Origin of the sequence: Azospirillum sp. HJ39 (genome assembly GCF_041507355.1) — a bacterium.
Taxonomy (GTDB): domain Bacteria; phylum Pseudomonadota; class Alphaproteobacteria; order Azospirillales; family Azospirillaceae; genus Azospirillum; species Azospirillum thiophilum.
Window position 1 is genome coordinate 168,682 of the sequence record NZ_CP167914.1, and the last position, 21,315, is coordinate 189,996.

Here is a 21,315-nt window from a genome sequence, read left to right on the forward strand (position 1 = left end):
CCGTCAGGTGCTGCACGACGCCGCCAGGCTGCGTCCGGACCATCCGGAAACCCGCATCGCCCTCAGCGGGGCGCTGCTGCTCAACCCCGTCTCGCGAGGGGCGGAGTTCGAGGAGTTGTTGCGCAACGCCAGGGCCTCGGCCATGCTGGATCCCGGCAACCCGGCGGCCCAGTTGCAGGTCGCCCTGGTGCCGGAGGAGATGGCCCGCGCCAAGGGATCGCTCACGGTCTGCCGCCGGGCCCTGCGTCTGCAGCCCACCCTGACCGACGCCCGTCACATCGCCGGCATCAACCGGCTGCGGCGCGGCGACTTCGTCGGCGGCATGGCCGATTTCGAGGCGCGCAAGAACAATGTCTGGTTCCACGCCGACGGAAGCCCGATCCCCATCTGGGACGGCCGGCCGCTGCCCGACGACACGGTCGCCCTGGCGGCCGAGGGCGGCCGAGGGCGGAGCGGCTGGCCTGTTTGGGCGGCCTGCGCGCCGGCCTGTGCTGGAGCAACGGCGACGCCACCCGCGATGCCGACCCCAAGCGCTCCGTCCCCTTCGAGGTCGTCCGCCCGCTGACGGCCATCCCTGGCGTCAGCCTGGTCGACCTGCACAAGCAGGACAACACCGCCAAGGGCCTGCCCCACGCCGACGAGGCGCTGCTCCACCGCATCGGGCCGGACCTCGACGCCGGACCTGCTGCCGGCGGGGGTGAGGGGATGACGGTCGCAAGGGCCGGAGGCTGGCTCCGATCAGCCTCCCCCGTTCACCCCTTGCGCGCCACGAAGATGATCGGCGTTTCCCAGTGCAGGCGCCGCGCGAGCCAGATCGCCGGCTCAAGCAGACCGGAGCGGTGGACCAGCGTGACGATGCGCTTGGCGACCGACAAGGCCGCCCAATCGCCGAACCCCAGCGTGCGCAGCCGCGTCTCGAACAGATCCCAACCCCAGTCCAGCACCTCCACCCGCGCGCCATGGCGGGCGCGCCAACGGTCGAACCAGCGGCGGTCGATCAGATTGAGGGTATCGACATAGGCCGGGTCGCGGCCCAGCAGCCGGACATACAGCTTCGCCAGCCGCGCCGACATCCCGGGCACCCACAGGATGCCGTAATGCCCCTCCCACCAGGATCCGTAGTTGGGCACGACGACCAGCAGCAGCCCGCCCGGCTTCAGCACCCGCAGCGCCTCGTCCAACACCGCCACCGGGTCGCCGACATGCTCCAGCACATTGGAGGAATAGACGATGTCGACGCTGGCGTCGGCGAAGGGGATCGCCTCGCCGGTGGCGTCGCGCACCGCGTCGGCCGGCAGGCCGTAATGCTCGATCAGCCGGCGGCAGACGTCCAGCGTCGAGCTGTATTCGCCCATGCTGGGCTCGATGCCGTGGATGTCCAGCCCGTGCGCCGTTCGTCCACGCACAACGGTCATACCGCAGCCCGACCCGACCTCCAGAATGCGGGCCTTGCCGGCATCGATGCCAGCAGCCGCGGCGCAACGCCGCAATTCGGCGACCTGCTCGTCGGCGCGCGCCTCCGACAGCATGTCGCGCACCACATGCTCCACCGGCACACGGGTGACGCCGCCGATGAAACCGCTGTCGATGTAGCCGCGGGACAAGAGCCGGCCCAACTCCGCCCAGTCGGGCGGGGCCCGCTCGGAGCTGTCGGCCGGCTGGTCCTGCCCCGCTGTCTCCTCAGCCATTCCTGGTCGCCCGGATCACGAAGATCGTCGCGCTCTTCATGCGGCCCAGCCGGTCCTGGATGCACTCGGCCTTGAAGCCGTTGCGCTCGAACAGCGCGACGATCTCCTCGATCGAATAGAAGGTCTTGTAGGGCGGGTAGTACCAGTCCTCGACCTGGGCCTGGATCGACACGTTGTCGGCGCGGCGGTTGATCTCCTGCCCCTTGAGGACGCAGGCGAGCTTGGTCAGGCCGGTAAAGAAGCCGCCGACCAGATTGCGGCGGGCCGGCGTGTCCATGTAGGCGCGGCAGAAGTGGCGCACCCCTTCATGCACCGGCGACAGCCAGGTCTTCAGGTACAGCCCGAGATAGACGGTGCCGCCCGGCTTGGTGACGGTCATCAGGTTGTGCATGACCTTCATCGGGTCGGGCGCCATCATCGCCACGCCCCAGCACCAGACCAGATCGAACGGTCCCAGCCCGTGGTCCAGTTCCTGGAGGTCCTGGTGGTGGAATTCGATGTTCTCGCGGCTGAATCGCTGGGCCTGCTGGCGGGCGGTGGCGAGGCTGTCGGAGGAGACGTCGACCGACACCACCTGCTCCGCCATCTCCGACAGGATGACCGAACAAATGCCATGGCCGCAGCCGGCGTCGAGTGCCCGGCCGATGCTGCGCTCCGTCAGCGTCTCCAGCATGTACTTCTTGGTTTCCTCGTAGATCGGGACGTAACGAGGCCAGAAGTCGTCGTAGAATTCCTTGGTCGCGAGATCCATGGGGCTGCCCTCCCGCCCGCTGAGGGCGTCGCTTTGGTCGGTGTCAGACAGACGACGTCCGCGAGGACGGCATCCAGGGTGAATAAGGCTTGATCCGCCGCGCCGCCGCGTCCGGTTCGACGAACAGGCGGGCGTCGCGGTTCAGCAGGGCGGCCAGCTGGCTGTAGCCGCTCTGGGCACTGACGCCCAGCACGTCGGCGTTCATCAGGACGTGGAAGTCCTGCAGGAACTCCAACCCCGTCCATGGCTCCACCAGCCCGTCCTGTGCGAGGTCGCCGAGCGAGACCGGGGCGAAGGCCGCGAAGTCGCCGATGATCGCCGGATCGTCGGTGGCGATGTAGAGCACCGGCCGGTCCAGCGTCGGCCACAGCGCCGTCAGCCAGTCGACGTACCAGGACGTCTCGGTGATGGTGTAGCGGAACCACACGAAGTCGCCGCGCCGGATATGCAGCGCCACCACCGTGTTGCCGCGGCGTTTGAGCGCCTGCATCACAGGGTCGAGCTGCGGCATCCATGCGGCGCGTGGCCGCAGCCAGGACTGCACCCGCTCCCGCCATTCCTCACGATGCTCGAACAGGAAGAGCGGCGACAGGATGTCGACGTTCGGACGCGGATCGTCGCGCCGCCCGGTCAGCAGGTCATTGAGGATGCGTCGGGCGAAATGCAGCGGCTTCAGCCCGCCGCTCGGCCGCGGGTCGTCGAGGTCGAAGTAATGGCCGCCGACCCAGTCCGGCGTCTCCAGCCGGTAGCCGTATCGCTCGGCGTAGAGCCGCAACATCACATATTCCAGCACATTGTGGGCGAATTGCCCATGCGTGGCGAGGGTGGAGGAGCAGATGCGCGGCTGACCCGGATCCGGATTGTCCCGCCGCTCCAGCCGTCCGCCCTGCCGGGCCATGGCCTGCTGCAGGCCGGCGATCGACTTGACGGTGAAGAAGCGGCTGCCATGCCCGTGCACGCCGGCCAGCATCGCCACGGCGCGGTCGCAGTCGCCGGCCGCCAGCCAGCTTTCGGCGACGGCGGTCAGGCATTCGAGACGGTAGGCGTCAGGATCGGCAGCGTGCGGATAGCGGTAGTCGGCGAAGAAGCCCCGCGATTCCTCCAGCCGCCCCTGGCGCACCAGCAGGGCCGACAGCATGTCGATGGCGCCGGGCACGTCGCTGCCGGCGGTGGTCAGCGCCAGCCGCAGCACCGCCTCCGCCTCCCCTTCGCGACCGAGGCCGGTCAGCACGTCGGCCAGCCGGGTCAGCGCCAGGGGCACGCCGCCGCGCGCCGCGCGGATATAGCTGTCGACCGCCGCCTCGGTCAGCCCGGCGGCGTGCTGGGCATTGCCCTGGTTGTAGAGGGTCGATCCACTGTCCGGCTCCATCGTCAACGACCGGCGAAAACAGACCAGCGCCTCGTCCAACCGGCCCAGCTCGACCAGCAGGTTGCCCAGTTTCCCGAAGGCGGAGGCGAAGTCAGGCCGCAGGGACAGCGCGTTCCGCTGGCAGCCCAGCGCCGCCTCGACCGCCGCGTCCTGGCGCAAGGCGATGCCGAGGTCGTGGTACACATGGGGGCGGTCCGGCTGCAGCCGCAGGATGCGGCGAAAGGACGCCGCCGCCACCGCCCAGTCGCGCGGGCCGCCGCGGCTGCACAGCAGGGTGGCGAGGCCGTTATGGGCAGCCTCCAGCGCGGGATCGAGGACCAGCGCCCGGCGGTGGGCGGCGGCGGCGGCGTCGACCTGGCCGAGTTCCGACAGCATGCTGCCCAGGTTGCAGCAGGCGTCGGCCATCTCCGGCATGTTCTCCAGGGCGGCGCGTATCAGCTCCAGCGCCTTGTCCCGGCCCCCCTGCCGGCGTTCGACCAGCCCGAGGAGATGGAGAGCCTGGGCGTTGCGCGGATCGGCCTCCAGGATACGCAGGTACAGCGCGCGCGCCTCGTCGAGGCGGTCGGCGCGGTGAAGCCCGACGGCGATCTGCAATGCTTCGGCAACCGTGGTCATGATGATCCGTGCAGTGCGGCTTGGAAGTCGATCCGGCCAGAGCGCTCCGCCCGGGAACATCCCCATGGAACCGCCCCGTGCGCCCCGGCCTGTTCGGCGCGCACCCTATCGCCCCCGGTTGGGCGCATCAACAGCGTTCGTGCCGCGTACCGCACATCCTGAACGCCGCCGGGGCGGCCTTCTGAAACCCTTGGAAGGCGAAAAACCAAGAGTTTTGCCTTCGTCAGATGACTTGACGATAGTGCCCGATCATCAACACCGTACAGATCAAGGGTCGGTCCTTTGCGCAAAGTTGCCCTCATCACCGGCGCCACCGGCCAGGATGGCGCGTATCTTGCCGAGCTTCTGCTGGGAAAGGGCTATGTCGTCCACGGCATCAAGCGCCGGTCCTCCTCCTTCAACACGGGACGCGTGGAGCACCTCTACCGTGACCCGCATGAGGAGGACGTGAGCTTCTTCATGCATTACGGCGACCTGACCGACAGCACCAACCTGATCCGTCTAGTGCAGCAAATCCAGCCGACCGAGATCTACAATCTGGCAGCGCAAAGCCACGTCCATGTGAGCTTCGAGACGCCGGAATACACCGCCAACGCCGACGGCATCGGTACCCTACGCCTGTTGGAAGCGATCCGCATCCTGGGCATGGAGAAGACAGCCCGCTTCTATCAGGCCTCGACCTCGGAGCTGTACGGCAAGGTGCAGGAGACGCCGCAGCGCGAGACCACGCCGTTCTACCCGCGCAGCCCCTATGCCGCCGCCAAGCTGTACGCCTACTGGATCACGGTGAACTACCGCGAAGCCTACGGCATGCACGCCTCCAACGGCATCCTGTTCAACCACGAGGGTCCGACCCGCGGCGAGACCTTCGTCACCCGCAAGATCACCCGCGCCGTCGCCAGCATCCAGACCGCCCAGCAGGATTGCCTGTATCTCGGCAACCTGGACGCCAAGCGCGACTGGGGCCACGCCCGCGATTACGTCGAAGGCATGTGGCGCATCCTGCAGCAGGACGAGGCGGACGATTACGTGCTCGCCACCGGCGAGACCCATTCGGTACGCGAGTTCGTCGAACTGGCCTTCAGCCACATCGGCCGGTCGATCGAATGGCGCGGCCACGGCGTCGACGAGGAGGGGGTGTGCCAGCAGACCGGCAAGGTCATGGTCCGCATCGATCCCCGTTATTTCCGTCCGACCGAGGTCGACCTGCTGCTGGGCGACCCCAGCAAGGCACATGCGAAGCTGGGCTGGACGCACACCACTGCCTTCCCGGACCTGGTCCGGGAAATGGTCGAGGCCGACCTGCGCCTGCTTTCCGAAGGGATCGAGCGCCGGTAACCCCCTTGTCGCGACCCGTGCCGGCGAGGCTCCCTTCATGAACATCGGCGGCACGACCAGGAGCAGCCCGAAGACGGCCCTGATCTTCGGCGTGTCGGGCCAGGATGGCGCCTACCTTGCCCAGTTCCTGCTGGGCAATGGCATCAGCGTCCACGGCACGTCGCGCGACCGCGAGATGTCGAGCTTCGCCAACCTGCGGCGGCTCGGCATCTTCGATCGGGTAACCCTTCATTCAGCCGGGCTGACCGACTTCCGCAGCGTGCTCGAGGTGATCAGCCGGGTCCGCCCGGCCGAGATCTACAACCTTGCCAGCCAAGCCTCGGTCGGCCTGTCCTTCGACCAGCCGGTCGAAACTCTGAACAGCACCATCACCAGCACCATCAACATCCTGGAGACGATCCGCTTCCTGGGCCTCGACACCCGTTTCTACAATGCCTCGTCCAGCGAGTGCTTCGGCAATACCGACCGACCGGCGGACGAGACCACGCCATTCCATCCGCGCAGCCCCTACGGCGTCGGCAAGGCCGCGGCCTACTGGGCAGTCGCCAACTACCGCGAGGCCTACGGCCTGTTCGCCTGCTCCGGCATCCTGTTCAACCATGAATTGCCGCTGCGGCCGACCCGCTACGTCACCCAGAAGATCATCCGCGGCGCCGCCGATATCGCCGAGCGCAAGGCCGAGATGCTGGACTTGGGCGACCTCAGCATCGCCCGCGATTGGGGCTGGGCGCCCGAGTATGTCGACGCCATGGCCCGCATGCTGGCCCACGACGAGCCGCAGGACTTCGTCATCGCCACCGGCGAAGCCAACCGCCTGGACGCCTTCGTCGACCGGGCTTTCGCCTATTTCGGCCTAGATTGGCGTCGGCACGTCCGCAGCAACCCGGCCCTGATGCGCCCGTCCGATATCGCGCTCAGCATCGGAAATCCCGAGAAGGCGAAGCGCCTGCTTGGTTGGAGCGCCGAACGGCGCATGACCGAGGTGGTGAGCGGACTGCTCGACGCCGAGATGGCACTCCGGGCCGCCGGCTGAGCCGGCTCGCCTTTTCCGGCACGCGTCGGATCACCTGTCCTCTTCCCCGCCTCCTCCCGAAAGCCTCGCCTCATGTTCGCCAAGAGCAAGCTCGTCATCAACATCGAGGTTGACGACCGCACCGTCCTGTTTCCCGACGGCAAGTTCCTCTCCCACATCGCCTTGCATGAGGGAGTTTTGCATGAGGAGGCCTTACCGGACGCTGGCAGGCAGGAAAGCGACGCCTTGCGGCTGGAAGGCGTTTACCTGTTCAACGAAAGCCGGCTGGCACCGGAAATATCCTGCCTGGCCATCGACGATGCACGCGAACTGGCGCGGTCTATCCTGGATGCCGTGTTCCAGGGGCGCACCCAGCATGTCCTGTCGGACAGCGCCAAAGTCGCAGTGATCTTCAACCCGAATGGCTTCGTGCTGCGCTTCGGCGAGGGGAATGCGCTGCGCGAGCTCTTTATCGGCTCGCCAGCCATCGTCCGGTTGGCCCAGGGAATCCTTCGGATGGTCGACCGGCTGTCGGCCCTGCCGGCTCACTGACCCCTCCCCCACCCGGCGCACAGCCCCGGGGCCAGACGACAAGGCGGCGGCCGATTTCCCGGCCGCCGCCTTTTTTCGTGCCATCGCTTCTTACGCTAACGATGAAAACGGCAGGATCAAAAAGAAAGGGGCGCCCTTGCGGGCGCCCCTTCCCTTTTACCGTGATGCTTAGGCTCAGCCGAGGTTGATGTCGGAGAGCGAGAGCACCGTGCCGTTGTAGACGCCGAGCAGCCGGACCTCGGTGGCGGCCACCTGGCCGTCGCCGTTGGTATCGACCACCTGGTAGAGACCCGAGTTCGTGCCGTTGTTGGCCAGAACCAGGGTGCTCGCACCAGCCGACGAGTTCGTCAGCGTCCCCAGAGCCGAGCGGAAGCTGGCGAGGTCGGTTTCCGTCAGGCTGCCGCTCACCGCCGAGGTCAGGCTCACCAGTTCGTTGGTGACGCTCACCCCGTTGGTCGCCGCGGACGCCGTGGTCAGCGCCGAGTTACCATTCTTGTCCGCCGTGGTCCGGGCCGTACCGGTCAACTGCACCTTGTCGGTGCCCGTCTGGAAGTTGCTCACCGAGATGAACCCGGTGTTGGCCCCCAGAGCGCTGATGTCGGTGAAGGACGAGTACACGATCGTGTCGGTCCCGCTGCCCGACGCCAGGCTGATGCTGTCGCCCGTGCCGCCGAGGAAGCGGATCGAGCCAGCCGTCACCGTCACCGAGTCCGTGCCGGTCCCGCCGATCAGCGTCTCGACGTTGCTGAGCGACATGGTCACACCGGTGTTGCCCAGAGTGATCACGTCGTTGCCGGTGCCACCCGCCAGCGTCTCGATGCCGCGCAGGAGGATCGTCGAACCACCGTCGCCGAGGCTGACCACGTCGCTGCCCGCGCCGCCGACCAGGATTTCGATCCCGCTCTCGGCCCGCATGGTGACGCCGGTGTCGCCCAGGATCACCAAGTCGCTGCCCGCACCGCCGGTCAGGGTGTCGATGCCGCGGGTGATGACGGTGTTGCCCGCCGAACCCAGGGTGACGACGTCAGAACCGGTGCCGCCGACCAGGAACTCGACGCCCGAAGCCAGCATCGTCACGCCGGCCGAACCGGTGAAGACGATGTCGGTGGAAGCGCCGCCGGTCAGCGTGTCGATGCCCGACACGGTGAGCGTGTTCGCCGTGTCGCCGAGCGTGATCACATCCGTACCGGTCGAGCCGATCAGCGTCTCGACCGCGCGGGTCAGCAGCGTGCTGCCCGTGGTGCCCAGCGTGACGACGTCGGTCGCCGCACCGCCGATCAGCAGCTCGATGCCGCTGCCCAGCGCCATGGTGACGCCGGTGTCGCCCAGGAACACCCAATCGGTGCCCGCACCGCCCGACAGCGTGTCGATGCCGCGGGTGATGACGGTGTTGCCCGCCGAACCCAGGGTCACGATGTCGGTGCCGCTGCCGCCGACCAGGAACTCGACGCCCGAAACCGTCATCGTCACGCCGGCCGTACCAGTGAAGACGACGTCGGTGGAAGCGCCGCCGGTCAGGGTGTCGATGCCCGTCACGGTGATCGTGTTGACCGTGTCACCGAGCGTGATGACGTCGGTGCCCACGTTGCCGATCAGTGTCTCGATCGCACGGGTCAACAGGGTGGCGCCCGAGGTGCTGAGCGATAGCACGTCGGTGGCCGAACCGCCGACCAGCGTTTCGATGTCGGTACCCAGCGTCATCGTGTTGCCGGTGTCGCCCAGGATCACCAGGTCGGAACCCGCACCGCCGATCAGCGTCTCGATGCCGCGGATCGTGGTGGTGTTGCCGGCCGTGCCCAGGGTCAGGACGTCGGTGCCGGCGCCGCCGATCACGTAGTCCGCACCCGACACGGTGAGGGTCGCACCGGCGGAACCGGTGAAGATCACCTCGAGGCCCGTGCCACCGATCAGCGTCTCGATGCCGATGGCGAGGATCGTGCCGCCGACCGTGCCGATGGTCACGACGTCGGTGCCCACGCCACCCGTCAGCGTCTCGATGCCCGACACCAGCAGGGTGTTGCCCGCAGTGCCCAGCGTGACGATGTCGGAAGCGATGCCGCCGGTCAGCGTCTCGATGCCGCTCACCAGGAGCGAGTTGAACGTGTTGCCCAGCGTGATGACGTCGGTGCCGGTCAGGCCGGTCAGCGTCTCGATGCCGCGCAGCAGGACGGTGTTGCCGGCCGTGCCCAGGGTGACGAGGTCGGTGCCCGTGCCGCCGATCAGGATGTCGATGCCCGACACCAGGACCGTCGAACCGGCCGAACCCAGGAACACCAGTTCCGAACCCGTGCCGCCGGCGATCGTCTCCAGGGCGTTGGCGAGCAGCGTGCTGCCGACCGTGCCGATGGTGATGACGTCGGTGCCGGCAGCGCCGGTGATCGTCTCCAGAGCCGAAACCAGCAGGCTGTTGCCGGCCGTGCTCAGGATGACCAAGTCGGTGCCCGAACCGCCGATGACGGTTTCCAGCGCCGAGATCAGCATGGTGGTGCCCGTGTCGCCGATGGTGACGACGTCGGTGCCGGCCTGACCGATCAGGGTCTCGAGATCACGCAGGATGAGGGTGTTGCCCGCCGTCCCCAGCGTGACGATGTCGGTGGTCGTGCCGCCGATCAGCAGCTCGATGCCCGAAGCCAGGACCGTGTTGCCAGCCGAGCCAAGGAAGATCAGGTCGGTGCCAGCAGCGCCGGTGATCGTCTCGATGGCGTTGGCGAGCAGCGTGCTGCCGGTCGTGCCGATGGTGATGACATCGGTGCCCACACCGCCGGTGACCGTCTCGATGGCCGAGACCTGCATGGTCGTGCCGGTCGTGCCGAGCGTGACCACGTCGGTCGCCGCACCACCCGTCAGCGTGTCGATCAGCGTCACCGCGAGGGTGTTGCCGGCCGTGCCCAGGGTGATGACGTCGGTGCCCACACCGCCGGTCAGCGTCTCGATCAGCGACACCGTCATGGTGGTGCCGGTGGTACCGAGCGAAACGAGGTCGTTGCCCGTGCCACCGGTCAGCGTGTCGATCAGCGAGATCGCCAGCGTGTTGCCGGTGTTGCCCAGCGTGATGACGTCGGTGCCGGCCGTGCCGGTCAGCGTCTCGATGCCGCGCAGCAGGACGGTGTTGCCGGCCGTGCCCAGGGTGACGAGGTCGGTGCCCGCACCGCCGATCAGGATGTCGATACCCGACACCAGGACCGTCGAACCGGCCGAACCCAGGAACACCAGTTCCGAACCCGTGCCGCCGGCGATCGTCTCCAGGGCGTTGGCGAGCAGCGTGCTGCCGACCGTGCCGATGGTGATGACGTCGGTGCCGGCAGCGCCGGTGATCGTCTCCAGAGCCGAAACCAGCAGGGTGTTGCCGGTCGTGCCCAGGGTGATCGCATCGGTGGCCGAACCGCCGGTGATCGTCTCCAGAGCCGAAACCAGCATGGTGGTGCCGGTGTCGCCGATGGTGATGACATCGGTGCCAACCCCGCCGAGCAGGGTCTCAAGACCACGAACGGTGGTGGTGCTGCCGGCCGAGCCGAGGGTGACGACGTCGGTGCCTGCACCGCCGATCAGGAACTCCAGGGCAACCGTCTGGAAGGTGTTTCCAGCCGAACCGAGGAAGACCAGATCGCTACCCGAACCGCCTTCCAGCGCCTCGAGGCCCGAAACCAGCAGGGTGTTGCCCGAGGTGCCGAGGATGATGGCGTCGGCGCCCGTGCCACCGGTCAGCGTCTCGAGGCCCGAGACGAACAGGGTGGTCCCCGCCGTGCCCAGCGTGACGGCGTCGATGCCCGAACCGCCGGTCAGCGTCTCCAGCAGGTTGACCAGCAGGGTGTTGCCAGCCGAACCCAGCGTGACGACGTCGGTGCCGGTGGCGCCGGTCAGCGTCTCGAGCGCCGAGACGAACAGGGTGTTGCCGGCGGTGCCGATGTTGATGACGTCGGTGGCGGTGCCGCCGACGATCGTCTCGAACAGCGAAACCGTCGCGGTGTTGCCGGTGTTGCCCAGCGTCAGGACGTCGGTGCCGGCAGCGCCGGTCAGCGTCTCGATGCCGCGCAGCAGCAGCGTGTTGCCGGCCGTGCCGAAGGTAACGACGTCGGTGCCCGTGCCGCCGATCAGGATGTCGATGCCCGACACCGAGACCGTTGAACCGGCCGTGCCGAGGAACACCAGTTCCGAACCCGTGCCGCCCGTGATCGTCTCGAGCAGGTTGGCGAGCAGCGTGCCGCCGGCCGAGCCGATGGTGATGACGTCGGTGCCGGTAGCGCCGGTGATCGTCTCCAGAGCCGAAACCAGCAGGGTGTTGCCGGTCGTGCCCAGGGTGATCGCATCGGTGGCCGAACCGCCGACCAGCGTCTCCAGAGCCGAAACCAGCATGGTGGTGCCGGTGTCGCCGATGGTGATGACGTCGGTACCGGCAGCGCCGGTCAGGGACTCGAGACCACGGACCGTGAGGGTGTTGCCCGCCGTGCCCAGCGTGATCGCATCGGTACCCGCGCCGCCGATCAGGAACTCAAGACCCGAAGCGAGCAGCGTGCTGCCGGCCGAGCCGAGGAAGACCAGATCGGAGCCCGTGCCGCCCGTGATCGTCTCGAGCAGGTTGGCGAGCAGCGTGCTGCCGACCGTGCCCAGCGTGATGACATCGGTGCCGACCGAACCGGTGATCGTCTCGAGCAGCGAGACGGTCATGGTGTTGCCGACGGTGCCCAGCGTGACGACGTCGGTGCCGACCTGACCGGTCAGCGTCTCGAGGCCGGTCACCAGCATGGTGTTGCCCAGGACCGAACCGATGGTGACGACGTCGGTGCCGACAGCGCCGGTCAGCGTCTCGATGGCCGAGACGAACAGGGTGTTGCCGGCCGTGCCGATGTTGATGACGTCGGTGGCGGTGCCGCCGATGATCGTCTCGAGAGCCGAAACCAACAGGGTGTTGCCGGTGTTGCCCAGCGTGACGATGTCGGTGCCGGCCGCGCCGGTCAGCGTCTCGATGCCGCGCAGCAGGACGGTGTTGCCGGCCGTGCCCAGGGTGACGACGTCGGTGCCCGTGCCGCCGATCAGGATATCGATGCCCGACACCGTGACCGTCGAACCGGCCGTGCCGAGGAACACCAGTTCCGAACCCGTGCCGCCCGTGATCGTCTCGAGCAGGTTGGCGAGCAGCGTGCCGCCGGCCGAGCCGATGGTGATGACGTCGGTGCCGGTAGCGCCGGTGATCGTCTCCAGAGCCGAAACCAGCAGGGTGTTGCCGACCGTGCCCAGCGTGATGGCGTCGATGCCCGAGCCGCCGATGACGGTTTCAAGCGCCGAAACCAGCATGGTGGTGCCGGTGTCGCCGATGGTGATGACGTCGGTGCCAACCCCGCCGATCAGTGCCTCAAGACCACGGACCGTGACGGTGCTGCCGGCCGTGCCCAGGGTGACGAGGTCGGTGCCCGCGCCGCCGATGAGGAACTCCAGACCCGAAGCGAGCAGCGTGCTGCCGGCCGAGCCGAGGAAGACCAGATCGGAACCCGTGCCGCCGGCGATCGTCTCGAGTTGGTTGGCGAGGAGCGTGCCGCCAGCCGAGCCGATGGTGATGACGTCGGTGCCGGCAGCGCCGGTGATCGTCTCCAGAGCCGAAACCAGCAGGGTGCCGCCGGCCGTGCCCAGGGCGACGACATCGGAGCCCGCGCCGCCGGTCAGCGTCTCGAGCAGAGTGGCGAGCAGGGTGTTGCCAGCCGAACCCAGGGTGACGACGTCGGTGCCGGCAGCGCCGCTCAGCGTCTCCAGAGCCGAAACCAGCAGGGTATTGCCGGCCGTACCCAGGGCGATCGCATCGGTGGCCGAGCCGCCGATAAGGGTTTCAAGCGCCGAAACCAGCGTGGTGTTGCCGGTGTCGCCCAGCGTGACGACGTCGGTGCCGGCAGCGCCGGTCAGCGTCTCGATGCCGCGCAGCAGGACGGTGTTGCCGGCCGTGCCCAGGGTGACGACGTCGGTGCCCGTGCCGCCGATCAGGATGTCGATCGCCGAAACCGTCAGCGTGTTGCCGGCGGTGCCGAGGAACACCAGTTCCGAACCCGCGCCGCCGGTGATCGTCTCGACCAGGCTGGCAAGGATCGTCGCGCCGGCCGAAGCGAGGCTGATGACGTCGGTGCCGGTGCCGCCGATCAGCGTCTCGACCGCGTTGACCAACAGGGTGCTGCCGCTGGTCCCGATGGTGACGATGTCGGTGCCGGTGCCGCCGGTCAGCGTCTCGATCAGCGAAACAGTAAGGGTGTTGGTGGTGTCGCCCAGCGTCACGACGTCGGTGCCGGCCGCGCCGGTCAGCACTTCGATGCCACGCAGCAGCAGCGTGTTGCCGGCCGTGCCCAGGGTGACGACGTCGGTGCCGGTGCCGCCGATCAGGGTGTCGACCAGCGAAACCGTCAGGGTGCTGCCGACGGTGCCGAGGAACACCAGGTCGGAGAGCGTGCTGCCGGTCAGCGTCTCGAGCAGGTTGACGGTGACCGTGCCGCCGGCCGAGCCCAGGGTAATGACGTCGGTGCCGGTGCCGCCGATCAGCGTCTCGACCGCGTTGACCAACAGGGTGCTGCCGCTGGTCCCGATGGTGACGATGTCGGTGCCGGTGCCGCCGGTCAGCGTCTCGATCAGCGAAACGATGAGGGTGTTGGTGGTGTCGCCCAGCGTGACGACGTCGGTGCCGGCCGCGCCGGTCAGCACTTCGATGCCGCGCAGCAGCAGCGTGTTGCCGGCCGTGCCCAGGGTGACGACGTCGGTGCCGGTGCCGCCGATCAGGGTGTCGACCAGCGAAACCGTCAGGGTGCTGCCGGCGGTGCCGAGGAACACCAGGTCGGAGAGCGCGCTACCGGTCAGCGTCTCGAGCAGGTTGACGGTGACCGTGCCGCCGGCCGTGCCAATGGTGATGACGTCGGTACCGGCCGCGCCGGTCAGCGTTTCGAACGCATTGACCGTCAGGGTGCTGCCGGTGCTCGCGATGGTGACGACGTCGCTGAGGGTCGAGCCGGTCAGCGTCTCGATGCCGCCGACGAGAACGGTGTTGCCCGCCGTGCTCAGCGTGATGACGTCGGTGCCGGCCAGACCGAGGATCGTCTCGACCGCAAGGATCGTCAGGGTGCTGCCGACGGTCCCGATGGTGACGACGTCGCTGAGGGTCGAGCCGGTCAGCGTCTCCAGCAGGGAGACGGTGAGCGTGCCGCCCGCGGTGCCCAGCGTGACGATGTCGGTGCCCGCGCCGCCGGTGACCGTCTCAAGCGCCGAAACCAGCAGGGTGCCGCCGGCGGTGCCGATGGTGATGACGTCGGTACCGGCCGCGCCGGTCAGCGTCTCGACCAGATTGACCGTCAGGGTGCTGCCGGTGGTCGCGATGGTGATGATGTCGCTGCCCGCGCCACCCGTCAGGGTCTCGATCAGGCTCGTCAGGATCGTGTTGCCGGCGGTGCCCAGCGTCACGACGTCCGTGCCCGCGCCGCCCGTCAGCGTCTCGACCAGAGTCACCGTCAGGGTGTTGCCGGAGGTGCCCAGCGTCACGACGTCCGTGCCGGCCGCGCCCGTCAGGGTCTCGAGCACCGAAACCAGCAGGGTGTTGCCGGCGGTGCCCAGCGTCACGACGTCCGTGCCGGCCGCGCCCGTCAGGGTCTCGAGCGCCGAAACCAGCAGCGTGCTGCCGGCGGTGCCCAGCGTGATGACGTCAGTGCCCGCGGCGCCGGTGATCGTCTCAAGCAGGCTCACCAGCATCGTGGAGCCCGACGTGGCGATCGAGATCACGTCGGTCCCGGCCGCGCCGACGATCGTCTCGAGGACGTCCACCAGCATCGTCGCGCCAACCGTGCCGTTCAAGAACACGACGTCGGAAGAGGAACTGCCCACCAGGGTTTCGAGCAGCGAGACCTGCAGGGTGGAACCGGCAGTCAGCGTGATGAAATCGGTGCTGGCAGTACCGATCAGGGTCTCCAACGCCGAAATCGACACCGTATTCCCGGACGTCCCGAGCGTGATGACGTCAGTACCCTGGCCACCGATGATTGTTGAGAATTGCCCCAGTGTTAGGGTCGAACCCGTAGTAACGTCTACGGTGTAGGTTCCAGCCATTAGTAATCCCCTTCAGGTTTGGTTCGCCGGCGGATGAACCACTCTAAGGTGTGCTTAACGTTCGGATGAAGGCAGGCAGACTCAGTCCTAGCGCTAGCTAACGCACCATGCCCTTGTTATCCGAAGGAATGCACCCAAGGCAATGCGTTTCTACCGAAGTGGGTAGGACGAATCGGCCCGCTTTCTAGTCGCTATCAGAGGAGAGTACCCATCTCCTTGTCCATCCACCAACAAGCCTTTGCAAAGTCTTGAAAAACGCCTGGTATGGCGAATTCGCAACAGCAAGGTTCGAAGTTGTGCCCGCCACCGCCCGCCGCCCGCTGCAGGGGCAGGGCGGCACAGCCTGTTCTCGAATCGAGCGCGACGCGACGAAAACTTGCGCGACTTTCGCTGATCGGACCCATGCGATCCCAAGCCCAAGCTTAGCCGGCGGCAAGCATCGTTGTTACAAGTTCATAACACAGACTGTATTTCCCTCATCGACGCGACGAGGATGCGCTTGGAGAATTCAAGAACAACCGTTATTCCGTTGCGGCGAGTAGACGGTCAGGGGCAAGGACGACAGATCGAGCATGGCGACCATTCAGGAGGCGCTCGCCGCCGCGGTGCAGCAGCATCAGGGCGGCCAACTGGCCGTGGCGGCGCGGATCTACCGCCGCATCCTCGAGATCTCGCCCGACCAATCCGATGCCCTGCATCTGCTGGGACTGGTCGCCCGGCGCGGGAACCAGGGCGCCGCGGCGCTGCGGCTGATGGCCCGCGCGCTGCGGATCGATCCCGGCATGGCGGAACCCCGCATCAATATCGGCAACACCCTGCGCGACCACGGCCGCATGACGGCGGCGGCGGCGGCCTATCGCAGTGCCATCGCCCTGCGGCCGGATCTGGCGGTCCCCTATGAGAGCCTGGGCGGGTTGTGCCGCACGCTGGCACGCTCCACCGAGGCCGAACAGGCCTACCGCCGGGCGATCCGCCTCGCCCCCTCCGGGGCGGAGGGCCACAACGGGCTGGCCAACGTGCTGCAGGAGCGCGACGCGCTGGACGGCGCCGTCGCCGCCTACGTCCGCGGGTTGGCCCTCGACCCCACCCACAGCGCCGCCTCCAACAATCTGGGCATCGCGCTGCGCGGGCTGGACCGCCCGGTCGAGGCGATGGACTGGCACCGCCGCGCCGTCACGCTCGACCCCGGCTTCGCCGCCGGCCACACCAGCCTGGGGTTGTCGCTGCAGGAGCAGGGACGGCTGGAGGAGGCCGCCGCTGCCCACATCCGGGCCATCGCGGTCGATCCGGGCTTCGCCGGCGGCTATGCCAACCACGGCAATGCCCGGCTGAACCAGAACCGGCTGGACGCGGCGATCCTCAGCTTCCGCCGGGCCATCGCGGTCGATCCGGCCGGCCCGGACAGCCGCCGCAACCTCGGTATGGCCCTGCTGGTCGCCGGCCGCTTCGAGGAGGGGTGGCGGGAGTACGAGTGGCGGCTGCGCTGCAAGGACGCCCCCACCCACGCCGCCATGCCCAAGCCGCGCTGGGACGGTTCGCCGCTGGACGGCCACCGCATATTGCTGCACGGCGAACAGGGGCTGGGCGACGCCCTGCAATTCTGCCGCTACGTCCCCCTGGTGGCCGCCCGCGGCGGGCGCGTGCTGCTCGGCCTGCCGGCGCCGCTGGAACGGGTGATGGCCGGGCTGCCGGGGGTGGAGCGCTTCGTCACCGGTCAGCTTCCGACCGATGCCTTCGACCTCCATCTGCCGATGCTCAGCCTGGGCGAGGTGTTCGGCACCCAGATGGACACCATCCCGCACCGCGTGCCGTACCTGTCGGCGGAGCCGGCGCTGGTGGCGCGCTGGGCGGAGCGGTTGCGGGCGGCGGCAGGAGGCCTGAAGGTCGGCATCGTCTGGGCCGGATCGCCCACCCACGGCAACGACAGGAACCGCTCCATCGGGCTCGCCCCCTTCGCACGGCTCGCCGCCATCCCCGGCGTCACCCTGGTCTCCATCCAGAAGGGACCGACCGAGGGACTCGCCGCCAACCCGCCCGGCGGCTTCCCAATCCTCAACCTCTCCCCCGACATCCGCGACTTCGCCGACACCGCCGCCATCATGGCAGGCCTCGACCTCGTGATCTGCGTCGATACCTCCGTCGCCCATCTCGCCGGCGCGCTCGGCGTCCCCGTCTGGGTCTTCATCCCCTTCGCCCCGGACTGGCGCTGGATGCTCGACCGTGAGGACAGCCCCTGGTACCCCACCATGCGCCTGTTCCGACAGTCCGCCCCGGGCCGCTGGGACGACGCTATCGACCGCGTCGAAACCGCGCTGCGCCACCGAGCATCCGACCACTGCGCCGCCACCCCGCACAGCATCCAAAACGGAAATCCGACCATGCCGATCCTGGCGCCCGTATCCTGGGGCGAACTGCTGGACAAGATCACCATCCTCGACATCAAGGCAGAGCGGATCGCCGACGCCGACAAGCTGGCCAACGTCCGGCGCGAGCGCGAGGCGCTGGACGCCGTGGCCGCACAGGCCGACACCGGCCGGGCGGATGTCTCGGCGCTGATCGACGATCTGCGCACGGTCAACACCACGCTGTGGGAGATCGAGGACGAGATCCGGGACTGCGAGCGGGCGAAGGATTTCGGCCCGCGCTTCGTCGAACTGGCCCGCCGGGTCTACCACACCAACGACCGCCGCGCCGCGCTGAAGCGCGACCTCAACCGCCTGCTGGGCTCCGAACTGGTCGAGGAAAAATCCTACCAGGCCTACTGACCAGCCAAGCAGGTTTCTCCAGGCCGGGCCTGTGGCCCGATCCGGAGAAACCTGCTCAGGCGCATCGACCGGACCTCCCGCCCATCTCCTCCTCTCCAAGCCAACAGGTCCCCACATGACCGAGCAGACCGCCGCCCTCGCCGCCCCGAATCACCGCCTGGCACAAGCCCTGGAGCTTTGCCGGTCGGGGCGGCCGGAGGAGGCGGAGGGGACGTACCGGGCTCTGTGCGGGGTCCCGCCACGGGACGCGGCGGGACTGATGACACTGGCCGAGACCGCCCGCATCCTCGGCCGGCCGACCGAGGCCGTGGCGTGGTTGGAGGAGGCGGCGCGCACGGCCCCGGGGCGGGTGGAGGTGTGGAGCGCGCTTGCCCTCGCACTCGCCGCCATCGGCCGCATCGACGACGGAGAGGTGGCGGCGCGGGAGGCGCTGCGGCGCACGCCGGGCAATGCTCCCGATGGTGCTTCTGGTGGCGATACCGGTCCTGCGCTGGTGCAGGCAAACCGGGCACTTGCACTCATCCACCTGCGCCGCAATCGGCTGGCCGACGCGGCGGACGCCTGCGGCGAGGCACTGCGGTTGGCGGAGGCCGCCGACCCCCTGGCCAATTCCCAGGCCCGGCGGCTGGCCCGGACGGAGGCGGTCGGCACATTGGCGCTGGTCCGCATGCTGGAAGGCCGTGCCGACGAAGCCGACGCGCTGTTCGGCCAAGCACTCGCGCAGGGGCCGGTGGTGCCCGAGGTGCTGGGCAACCACGCCTCGCTGTTGGCCCGGCTCGGCCGCGATGCCCAGGCGCTGGACCTCGCCGAGCAGGCGGTGACGCTGCGGCCGCGGCTGGTCGGTACCTTGCACCTGATCGGCAGCCTGCACCACCGCGCCGGCCGGCCGGAAGCGGCGATCGCCGCCTTCCACCGGGTGCTGGCCGCCGATCCCGACCATCTCGACGCCCGGCTGCGGCTGGCCGACAGCCTGCGCGTCGCCGGCCATTGGGAAGAGGCGGTCGCCGTCTGCCGCGACGGGCTGGCGCGCATGTCCGAACCCCAAACACCCGGCCTCCACACGCCCGGCCATGCCGCTCTGCTCGCCAACCTGGGCGTCGCCCTGCAGACCGGTGGCGACGCCGCCGGGGCGCTAGAGGCCTACCGCGAAGCGCTGCGCATCGCCCCCGACCTGCCGGAGGTCCACAACAACCTCGCCCGGCTGCACAAGGACATCGGCGACCCCGACGCGGCGATCGGACAGCTGCGCCAGGCGATGGTCGGCCAGCCGGCGTCGCTGCCGTTGCGGCTGGCCCTGCTGTCGCTGCTGATCGACGCCGGCCGCGTGGCGGAGGCCGACGCCGAGGCACTGGCCATCGCCCGCACGGCTCCTGCCGACGCCGAGCTGTGCTTCCGCATCGCGGCGCTGTTCCTGCGCGGCGGCTGGCGCGACCGTGCCGTTCCCTACGTCCGTCAGGCGATCCGGCTGGCGCCCGACACTCCCCGCTACTGGATCGCCTTCGCCGACGCCCTGCGCGATCTGTCGCTGCCCGCCGCCGACAGCGACGCCGGCCTGCGCGCCGACCTGCTGGCCGCGCTCGGCCGGCCCGAGGTCGAAGTCGCCGGGCTGGTCCGCGCCATCGCCGGCGTGCTGCTGGCCTCCGCCCCGGCCCCGGCCAGCCCATCGCCACTGGCACGGCTCGCCGCCCTGCCGGAGACCAATGGCGCGGAGCTGGATGCCGAGGCGCGGGCCCTGCTGGGCGACGGGTCGCTGGCCGGGCTGGCCGAGGATCCGCTGCTGCTGGCCCATCTGCGCGGCGCCCCGGTCTGCGATCCCGTGCTGGAACGGGCGCTGACCCGGCTGCGCCGCGTGCTGCTGCTGGCGCTGACCGGCCCGGGCCTGCCGGACCGGCCGGCCTGGCGCCTGCTGTGCGCGGCGCTCGCCGAGCAGTGCTTCCTCAACGAATACGTCTTTGCCGAGACCGAGGGCGAGTTCCAGGTGCTGGCGGCGCTGGTCCGCGCGGCGGAGAGCCTGCTGGAGCGCGGGGAGCAGCCGCCGGCGGTCCTGATCGCCCTGCTCGGCGCCTACCGCCCGCTGCATCGCTGGGACCGCGCCGCCGGGCTGGTGGCGCTGTCCTGGCCGGAGGAGATCGGCCGGCTGCTCGACCGCCAGGTCATCGAGCCGGCGGCCGAGGCACGCATCGAGGCGGAACTGCCGGTGCTGACGCCGATCCACAACGCGGTGTCGATCGGCGTCCGCGCCCAGTACGAGGAGAACCCCTACCCCCGCTGGCTGAACACCGGCATCCTGCCGGAACCGGTGCCGCTGCCCCGGCTGCTGCACGCCCTGTTCCCGCATGCCGCCCTGCCCGCCTCCCCCGCCTGGGAGACGCCGAGCTGGGAGGCGCCGGAGGTGCTGGTCGCCGGCTGCGGCACCGGCCGCGAGGCGGTCTGGGCTGCAGCCACCATCAAGAACGCCCATGTTCTGGCGATCGACCTCAGCCGCCGCAGCCTGGCCTACGCCCGGCGGCAGAGCCAACGGCTGGGGCTGGCGATCGAGCACGCCCAGGCCGACCTGCTGGAGCTGGGGGCGCTGGGCCGCCGGTTCGACGTGATTCACAGCGTCGGCGTGCTGCACCACATGGAAGACCCGGCGGCCGGCCTGCGCGTCCTGCGCGGGATGCTGCGCCCGCATGGCGTGATGGAGATCGGGCTCTACAGCGCCGCCGCCCGCCGCCCGGTTGTGGCGGCCCGCCACGTCATCGCCGAAGGCGGCCATCCGCCGACCGCCGCCGGCATCCGCCGCCTGCGCCAGGACATCCTGACCCTGCCGGCCGACCACCCCGCGCGGGTCGTCGTCCAGTCGCCGGACTTCTACGGCACCAGCGCCTGCCGCGACCTTTTGCTGCACGTCCACGAACTGCACGTCACCCTGCCCTGGCTGGCCGACGCGCTGGAAGCGCTGGACCTGGAGTTCCTCGGTTTCCGGCTGGCCGACCCGGCGGTGGCGGCGCTCTACCGCAAGCGCTTCCCCGACGATCCGGCAATGACCTCGCTCGCCCGCTGGGACCGGCTGGAGACCGACCACCCGACGATCTTCGGCGGGCTGTACCAGGCCTGGGCGCGGGCTCGGGGGTAGACGTGAGGACGGGCGGGGCGGGGTCAGGTTGACCCCGTCCATT

Annotated in this window: 10 protein-coding genes; 6 read left to right on the forward strand and 4 right to left on the reverse strand. The window is 69.0% G+C overall.

What is annotated here, in order from left to right:
• The first annotated feature begins 7 nt into the window (after positions 1-7).
• Complete coding sequence (locus ABMY26_RS36070) at positions 8-565, forward strand: hypothetical protein (protein ID WP_372400735.1); 558 nt, start codon at positions 8-10, stop codon at positions 563-565.
• A gap of 187 nt (positions 566-752) precedes the next feature.
• Here the strand turns inward: ABMY26_RS36070 and ABMY26_RS36075 are convergent, their stop codons facing one another.
• From ABMY26_RS36075 to ABMY26_RS36085, 3 genes are read right to left on the reverse strand one after another with little or no spacing between them, the layout of a single operon-like run.
• A complete protein-coding gene (locus ABMY26_RS36075) occupies positions 753-1,688 on the reverse strand; it encodes a methyltransferase domain-containing protein (RefSeq protein ID WP_372400550.1) in 936 nt (311 codons plus the stop codon).
• The gene (locus ABMY26_RS36080) at positions 1,681-2,439 is read right to left on the reverse strand and encodes a class I SAM-dependent methyltransferase (protein ID WP_372400551.1); all 759 of its coding nucleotides are present in this window, start codon (positions 2,437-2,439) and stop codon (positions 1,681-1,683) included. Before ABMY26_RS36080 ends, ABMY26_RS36075 begins: the two co-directional genes overlap by 8 nt.
• A 43-nt stretch (positions 2,440-2,482) precedes the next feature.
• The gene (locus ABMY26_RS36085) at positions 2,483-4,423 is read right to left on the reverse strand and encodes a tetratricopeptide repeat protein (protein WP_372400552.1); all 1,941 of its coding nucleotides are present in this window, start codon (positions 4,421-4,423) and stop codon (positions 2,483-2,485) included.
• Between the two features lie 282 nt (positions 4,424-4,705).
• Between ABMY26_RS36085 and gmd the strand changes: the two genes are divergently transcribed.
• The 3 genes from gmd to ABMY26_RS36100 all read left to right on the forward strand — a co-directional run bounded on the left by gmd (position 4,706) and on the right by ABMY26_RS36100 (position 7,325).
• The gene (gene gmd, locus ABMY26_RS36090; RefSeq protein WP_372400553.1) at positions 4,706-5,761 is read left to right on the forward strand and encodes a GDP-mannose 4,6-dehydratase; all 1,056 of its coding nucleotides are present in this window, start codon (positions 4,706-4,708) and stop codon (positions 5,759-5,761) included.
• A 37-nt stretch (positions 5,762-5,798) separates the two neighbouring features.
• Positions 5,799-6,794, forward strand: coding sequence for a GDP-mannose 4,6-dehydratase (locus tag ABMY26_RS36095; RefSeq protein WP_372400554.1), 996 nt, complete (start codon positions 5,799-5,801; stop codon positions 6,792-6,794).
• Positions 6,795-6,866: 72 nt separating this feature from the next.
• A complete protein-coding gene (locus ABMY26_RS36100) occupies positions 6,867-7,325 on the forward strand; it encodes a hypothetical protein (RefSeq protein WP_372400555.1) in 459 nt (152 codons plus the stop codon).
• Between the two features lie 174 nt (positions 7,326-7,499).
• On the opposite strand, the gene ABMY26_RS36105 is transcribed toward ABMY26_RS36100, so the two are convergent.
• Positions 7,500-15,254: a calcium-binding protein gene (locus ABMY26_RS36105; protein WP_372400556.1), complete on the reverse strand. Its 7,755-nt coding sequence runs from the start codon at positions 15,252-15,254 to the stop codon at positions 7,500-7,502.
• A gap of 707 nt (positions 15,255-15,961) precedes the next feature.
• Between ABMY26_RS36105 and ABMY26_RS36110 the strand changes: the two genes are divergently transcribed.
• Together ABMY26_RS36110 and ABMY26_RS36115 are read left to right on the forward strand one after the other, a co-directional pair.
• On the forward strand, positions 15,962-18,154 hold the full coding sequence (locus tag ABMY26_RS36110) for a tetratricopeptide repeat protein (RefSeq protein ID WP_372400557.1): 2,193 nt from the start codon (positions 15,962-15,964) through the stop codon (positions 18,152-18,154).
• A gap of 115 nt (positions 18,155-18,269) precedes the next feature.
• Positions 18,270-21,272, forward strand: coding sequence for a tetratricopeptide repeat protein (locus ABMY26_RS36115; RefSeq protein WP_372400558.1), 3,003 nt, complete (start codon positions 18,270-18,272; stop codon positions 21,270-21,272).
• The last annotated feature ends 43 nt before the right edge of the window (positions 21,273-21,315 follow it).

What these genes read in the sequence shown, in the direction of transcription:
- ABMY26_RS36080 (WP_372400551.1), bottom strand. Translation starts at nt 2,439, where the DNA reads ATGGATCTCGCGACCAAGGAATTCTACGACGACTTCTGGCCTCGTTAC.
- ABMY26_RS36095 (WP_372400554.1), top strand. Translation starts at nt 5,799, where the DNA reads ATGAACATCGGCGGCACGACCAGGAGCAGCCCGAAGACGGCCCTGATC.
- ABMY26_RS36100 (WP_372400555.1), top strand. Translation starts at nt 6,867, where the DNA reads ATGTTCGCCAAGAGCAAGCTCGTCATCAACATCGAGGTTGACGACCGC.
- ABMY26_RS36115 (WP_372400558.1), top strand. Translation starts at nt 18,270, where the DNA reads ATGACCGAGCAGACCGCCGCCCTCGCCGCCCCGAATCACCGCCTGGCA.
- ABMY26_RS36085 (WP_372400552.1), bottom strand. Translation starts at nt 4,423, where the DNA reads ATGACCACGGTTGCCGAAGCATTGCAGATCGCCGTCGGGCTTCACCGC.
- ABMY26_RS36075 (WP_372400550.1), bottom strand. Translation starts at nt 1,688, where the DNA reads ATGGCTGAGGAGACAGCGGGGCAGGACCAGCCGGCCGACAGCTCCGAG.
- ABMY26_RS36110 (WP_372400557.1), top strand. Translation starts at nt 15,962, where the DNA reads ATGGCGACCATTCAGGAGGCGCTCGCCGCCGCGGTGCAGCAGCATCAG.